Annotated in this window: 5 protein-coding genes; 4 read left to right on the forward strand and 1 reads right to left on the reverse strand. The window is 35.3% G+C overall.

The window, feature by feature from the left end; translation table 11 throughout:
- Nucleotides 1-1,127 (forward strand): glycoside hydrolase family 3 C-terminal domain-containing protein (locus AC1DTM_RS17005; protein ID WP_477000534.1); only part of this gene is annotated, 1,127 nt, incomplete at its 5' end.
- Nucleotides 1,128-1,424: 297 nt separating this feature from the next.
- On the opposite strand, the gene AC1DTM_RS17010 is transcribed toward AC1DTM_RS17005, so the two are convergent.
- Nucleotides 1,425-1,916 carry a DinB family protein gene (locus tag AC1DTM_RS17010; protein WP_016105197.1) on the reverse strand — a complete coding sequence of 164 codons (492 nt, stop codon included), beginning with the start codon at nt 1,914-1,916 and terminating at the stop codon, nt 1,425-1,427.
- A gap of 355 nt (nt 1,917-2,271) precedes the next feature.
- On the opposite strand from AC1DTM_RS17010, the gene AC1DTM_RS17015 reads away from it, so the two are divergent.
- From AC1DTM_RS17015 to AC1DTM_RS17025, 3 genes are all read left to right on the forward strand, one after another.
- A complete protein-coding gene (locus tag AC1DTM_RS17015) occupies nt 2,272-3,315 on the forward strand; it encodes an ArsR/SmtB family transcription factor (RefSeq protein ID WP_477000535.1) in 1,044 nt (347 codons plus the stop codon).
- 57 nt (nt 3,316-3,372) lie between these two features.
- Nucleotides 3,373-4,587 (forward strand): MFS transporter, encoded by a 1,215-nt coding sequence (locus tag AC1DTM_RS17020; RefSeq protein WP_477000536.1) that lies wholly within the window; start codon nt 3,373-3,375, stop codon nt 4,585-4,587.
- Nucleotides 4,588-4,882: 295 nt separating this feature from the next.
- On the forward strand, nt 4,883-5,733 hold an 851-nt coding region (locus AC1DTM_RS17025; RefSeq protein ID WP_477000537.1), incomplete at its 3' end, for an agmatine deiminase family protein.

Raw genomic sequence — 5,733 nt, forward strand, 5'->3', positions numbered from 1 at the left:
ATGTAAATGAAAGCATGGTTAATGAAGCGAAAAAAATAGCAGAGCGAGCAGATACAGCGGTCCTTTTCGTTGGACTTCCAGATCGTTATGAATCTGAAGGCTTTGATCGAAAACATTTACAGATGCCAGAAAATCACGTGCAATTAATTGAGGCTATTGCTGAAGTTCAAAGTAATATCGTTGTAGTTTTAAGTAACGGTGCTCCAATTGAAATGCCATGGATAGGTAAAGTAAAAGGAATACTTGAAGGCTATTTAGGTGGACAAGCATTAGGCGGAGCGATTGCTGATTTATTATTTGGTGATGCGAATCCAAGCGGGAAATTAGCGGAAACATTCCCGAAAGTGTTAAGCGATAATCCTTCTTACTTAAACTTCCCTGGTGAAGGTGACAAAGTAGAATACAAAGAAGGTGTGTTCGTCGGATACCGTTATTACGATGCGAAAAATATTGAACCGTTGTTCCCATTTGGTTTTGGTTTAAGCTATACAAATTTTGAGTATAGTAATCTTTCAATAAATAAGAAAGAGATAACGGATACGGACACTGTTTCTATCAGTGTGAACGTGAAAAATACTGGTAGTAGAGTAGGGAAAGAAATTGTTCAGCTTTATATAAAAGATGTTGAAAGCAGTATGACTCGTCCTGAAAAAGAGCTAAAAGGATTTGAAAAAGTAGAATTGCAGCCGGGAGAAGAAAAAACGGTTAGCTTTACTTTAAATAAAAGATCATTTGCTTATTATAATGTTGAATTAAAGGACTGGCATGTTGAAACAGGTGAATTTGAAATTTTAGTAGGAAAGTCTTCAAAAGAGATCGTTTTACATGATAGCATGTATGTTCAATCAACGACTATAATTCAAAAACCAGTGCATCGTAATACGTTACTTGGGGACATATTTACGGATCCAATTTTAGCACCAATAGCAAAAGGGCTTATGGAAAAAGCATTAAAAGACAGTCCGTTTGGTAGTATGACTGAAGGGGATAGTGATGCCTCTGAAATGATGGATGCTATGCTGAACTATATGCCATTACGAGCATTAGTGAACTTTAGCGCAGGTGCTTTTACAGAAGAAATGTTGAGTGAAATAATTGGGCTATTGAACGATGCACAGATGAATTAATAAGTGTGAATGAATTTTTTATCCCGTATTAATGGGCGGTAAGACTCCTACCTTAAAACTCGGCGAATGCGAGGAAGTGAGGTGGGAGATAATGGCTCAGAAATGTCCGATTGGTTTTGGTTGATAATCAGTGGGGGATGGACAAAATCCCACTGATTAAAGTTTTATTTTATCTATGTAGGACGTTTCTCCAACATGCAAAAAAGGTAAATAAGAGTTAGAATCTCATTTGCCTTTTTTTGTACTTATTCTGCTAAATATAGAATCATATGCTGGTCTATCATCTTTAATCATTGTTTATAAATATGAACGATGCGATGGCCATGAACCTTGGAGTTTACGAAGTTGTATAATTTGTCCTGTATGATAAGCATCGTGCAAAAGGATATTCAGATATTGTTGCCAAACTGGTAGAGACGGACTTGGTTGATCCAGTTCTGCTTCTTGAAGGGATGTTAATGAAGATTGCAAGGCATCATGTACTTGAAGCGTTCGCTTCACTGTTTGTTGCCACGCTTCATCATCATTAGGTCCATCTTGGACAAACGTGTCATCATTATTTTGTGGAGCAACAAATGTGTCATCTTGATGTAAGCGGGAAAGTAAGCGCTCTTTAAAGGTTAATAAATGGTTTGCATTTTCCCAAATCGTATTACTGGCCTTTCCTTCTGGTTGCCAACATGCTTGTGCAGCGGTAAGATTCTTTAACGCTTCTGATATCGGTGGGTACCATTCTTCTTCGTAAAAAACTTGCTTGACTCCATTTTGCAACATTTCTTTTTTACCCATTCGTATAGCCTCCTTAACTATGAGATAGACCAACAATAAGTGTTAGAGAAAGTAGGTAGAAACGTACCTACTTATTATCTGATTGATGTTTGGAATTTTTTAAAAGAACAATACGGCGTCGTTGTAGTAATTGCAGAAATAAACTTATGCTTTCTAAATCATTTTTCTTACTGCAATAAATTCTCCTTTCTCTTCAAGAAACCTGCCTCATAGTTGAACAAGAAAATCAACTGCAGCTTAAATTTAAAAACTTGTAGCAATATAAAGTTTCAGAAAGTTTTATAATTCTAAAAAGTTAGAAGGTATAATTCGATGTATATAGAATTCAATACATAGCAAATAAGGAGGGGATAAAATGGAAGTCTTTCACGTAACGAGTAGAAAGAGGGAAACGTACAACGTTCAAATGAAGTATTCGATACTTTTCGAATGCGCACTTGGCATTGCGGCAATTACGCATAAGAGGTTAATCGACACACTTGAAAAATCTCAAAGCGAATGGGAAGAAATTAGAAAATCTTTACCTCATGAAATGATAGAGCATTTGCAATTTGTCGAGAAGCATAATACGTGGAAAGCATTGCTTCAGTTATTGTATGAGGGAGATTTTACGGATTTATCTCAGTTTGTTCACAATATCAATTCGCTATCGGAAGTAGATTTTAAATATGTGTGCTTACCGTTTTTAGGAGAAATTCATCAAGAAAAAAGACGTTTAGCAGCTAGCGGAGAAGTACCAGCAATACACGAACTAATGGAACTGACACATGATCATCAGTTTTTCTCTACGTATATTGGCTTTATATGTGATGTCGATGTACAAGAACTAAAGGGCCATTTAATCGCCGTTATGACAGGATGGTATGAGGGTGTTATTAAGAAAGAAGAGGAGCAACTGCTCTCTATATTAAAGCGAGATTATGAAGCGAAAAATGAAATGAATAAAAAGATGAAACCAGAAGAGTTTGTCGAGTGGGCAACAGGTGGCGTTACATATATGCCAGAGCCAAGTGTGCATCACGTACTCCTTATTCCGCAAATTACGTACAGACCGTGGAACATAGAAGCTGATATTGAAGATACGAAAGTGTTTCATTATCCGGTCGCAAATGAAAGTATACATCCAGAAGATCCATATGAGCCGAKTTATTTTTTAGTTCATAAACATAAGGCGCTCGGGGATGAGGCAAGATTGCGTATTGTAAAACTACTATTTGAACAAGAGCGTACGCTGCAAGAAATAACGGAAAGATTACAACTAGGAAAATCAACAGTACATCATCATTTGAAACTTTTACGTTCAGCAAAGTTAGTTGATATTCAAGACGGAAAATATGTGTTGAGAAAGAAAGCAGTGCAGTCGTTAGCGAAAGAATTAGATGCATTTTTGAATAGATAATATACAACGAGAATGTACATAAAGGGAGGAATTTAATAGAAAAGTTGGTGAGTTATATTGGAAAATGTGTTGAAAAATCGTTCATTCTTTTTTATGTGGATTGGCAGTGCAATTTCAGAATTAGGCGGGGCTTTCGGGACGTTATGTAATTCAATTCTCGTTTATGAATTAACCGGATCGAAAACAGCATTAAGCAGCATGTGGCTATTATATTTTATCCCGTCACTCATACTACAACTAATAAGTGGTCCATTTATTGATAAATGGAGCCGAAAGTGGATTATGATTTTTTCGCAGTGGATGCGGGCCTCTGTTTTCTTACTGCCTTTAGTAATGCTTGTTACTAACAGTGTAGAAGTATGGCACATTTACGTTGTTCAAATTATAATAGGGCTCATTACGCCGCTGTATACACCCGCCAGTCAAGGGATTACACCGAGCATTGTAAGTAAAGAACAGCTTCAAGATGCAAATGCGTATATAGATGGGATGACTCGTCTTATGATGTTTCTTGCGCCAGTATTAGGTGGTATCGTCATTCATTTAATTGGAATGAAGCTTACACTATTTTTTGTGTGTATTTGTCTATTTATAAGTGGAGGATTATTACTTTTCGTTAGARAAAAGAGGATAAAGCAAGAACTTCGAAAAACGTGGCTAGAAGAGTTTCTTCACGGGTTTACATACTTTTTCACAAAACCAGTTATCGTTTGGCTCGGGGTATTTCTTACTTTCGTTCAATTCGGAGTAGGAGTAACGATGGTTACGAATCTTCCTTATATAAAAGACGAACTTTCAGCAGGATATGCTGAGTACGGTTACTTCATGGCAGGTTTCCCGCTTGGCTATGTAGTTGGTTCCATGTTAGTTGGGAAAGTGAAGTATAAAAGCCGTAGATTACTTATGCTAGGAGGATTATTCGTAGGGGGGCTTACTTACATTTCACTAGGTTTAAATAATAGTATTATTATTGCGATTGTAATCGAAGTAATTGCCGGTATATGTATTGTATTTTTCAATGTTCATAACACGACAATATGCCAACAAACTGTCCCAAATAATATGATAGGAAAAGTATTTTCAGTGCGATTATTTTTCATACGATCGGCAATGCCATTAGGTGTGTTTCTTGGGGGAATACTGAGTGAAATGTGGGGAGTGAGAATATTATACTTTATCATTGGTTCGATTATATGTGTCACTTCTTTAATAGGAATATTGCTTCCATATTTTAAATTTTTGGATGAGTCGATTGCGGAGAAGTCTGCATAAATATTAATAGGAAACCTTAAAATAAACTAATCGTTTTGTTTATATAAGAAATAGTGAGGCGAATAAAGAATTTAATTTCAAAATGAAAGCAGGAGAAAAAGTATGCCTTTTTAGTCTCTTCAAGACAGTATTTCATTATTACTATATTTTCAATCAGGAAACGTGCGAAAAGAAGTTGGAATAATATGAATTATATTTCTTTTTGGGAGTGGATTGACCTTCAAGTTACTTTAATGTTTAAGCTGAGTATAAGACAATTGTATTAACCAAAAATTTCAGTACAGGAGAATGTGATATGAATATTCAAGGATTTAGAACTGTTGGTGAGTTTGAAAAACAAGAATCAGTTTTGATGGCTTGGTCTACTGTTGAATTTGCGTGTAAAGGTTACAATATGGATAATGTGAGTTTAGAAATCGTAAGAAATTTATATGGTAATGTAAAAATATTTATTTGTTGTGATAATGAGGAAGTAAAGCAAAGGGCAATTAATAAGATAAAAATGTGTGGACTAGACACAGACAAGATTGAATTTGTCATTTATCTAACACCAATCCCATATCCAAGGGATTTTGGTGCTGAAGTATTAGTAAATGACCATACAGGAGAACTGTTATTAACAAACTTTAATTTTAATACTTATGGTATGCATACAACAGATCATCCAATATCCAAATTACTTAAAGAATTTAGTGAATTTCATGCAGAGTTAGTTGGAGTAGATAAAATAGTTTCAACAGAACTTATTAGTGAAGGTGGAGATAGAGAGTTTAATGGTCGGGGAGTAATGATGGCAATAGAGGATACAGAAGTCAATAAAAGAAATCCTCATTTATCCAAGTACGAAGTGGAAGATGAGTTTAAACGAGTATTTAATTTAAACAAAATTATTTGGTTACCACTACCAACATTTGATGATGAAAATATGTATAGCGGTAAAATTCCTGGTCCTAATGGTAAGGGTGATGCGTATCGTTCTGCATCAGCTAATGGACATGTGGATGAGATGTGCAGATTTGTTAATGAAAATACTATCTTATTAGCTCATATCTCTGAAGAAGAAGCGAAAAAAAGTAAATTACATAATTTAAACAAGGATCGGTTAGATAAAGCCTATGAAGTATTAAAAAATGAAGTGAATATAGA

The organism is Bacillus sp. P4_D3 (genome assembly GCF_056401855.1).

Excerpts from the sequence above, each read along its gene's own strand:
- AC1DTM_RS17010 (WP_016105197.1), bottom strand. The coding sequence starts at position 1,916 with ATGGGTAAAAAAGAAATGTTGCAAAATGGAGTCAAGCAAGTTTTTTAC.